Origin of the sequence: Pseudomonas sp. EA_65y_Pfl1_P113, assembly GCF_963970525.1 — a bacterium.
Classification (GTDB): Bacteria; Pseudomonadota; Gammaproteobacteria; order Pseudomonadales; family Pseudomonadaceae; genus Aquipseudomonas; species Aquipseudomonas tritici.
Map to the genome: position 1 here is coordinate 1 of NZ_CAXAQM010000259.1, position 582 is coordinate 582.

Consider the following 582-nt stretch of genomic DNA (forward strand, 5'->3'; position numbering starts at 1 on the left):
ATGACGACGGCGAGGCCGACGAGGAGGCCGACGGCGAGGGCGAGGACGGGGAAGACGGCGACGAGGCCGAAGACGGCGAGGGCGAAGCGGAAGGCGAGGCGGCTGAGGCCGCAAGCCAGACGCAGGCCCGCGAGCAGGAGCAGCGTGGCGGCCGGGTGCCGTCGGGCAAGCTCCGCGAGGAAGCCGAGAAGCGGCGCCAGGCGGAAGCCCGGGTGGCCGAGCTCGAGGCGAGGCTCGCAGGCACGACGGGGGACAACCCCAAGATCGCCGCGCTCGAGGGTAAGCGTAGCTCTGCGGCCCCTCTAATTGCCGCTTGACGCCTATTTTGATCGCAGCTTGTGCCGGCGCGGCTTCCAAATTTCAGACAATGCGTTGACGGCGGCCTCGAGCGCTTTCCGGTCGATGACGTTGGAATCGAACCGCTCCGGGCCCCAGAGGCGCATATGTTCGTGCTCCGGATGTGCGGGGTCGTTGATGGCATCAAGGTATTCGGCATAGCCTGGCGCACCTCCGACGTCTTCCGGAGGACAACGACCGGCGGCCTCGAGCAAGAGGGGAAGTCCCTCTGTTGTCGTGCTGTCG

2 protein-coding genes are annotated in these 582 nt (G+C 67.7%); one reads left to right on the forward strand and one right to left on the reverse strand.

All coding sequences use genetic code 11. The annotated features are described in order from the left end of the window. Positions 1–317, forward strand: a 317-nt coding sequence (locus AACY52_RS29465) for a hypothetical protein (protein WP_339561244.1), incomplete at its 5' end; no start/stop codon positions are given. Between the two features lie 3 nt (positions 318–320). Here the strand turns inward: AACY52_RS29465 and AACY52_RS29470 are convergent. Next, positions 321–582: plasmid pRiA4b ORF-3 family protein (locus AACY52_RS29470; protein WP_370468069.1), on the reverse strand; the 262-nt coding region annotated here is incomplete at its 5' end.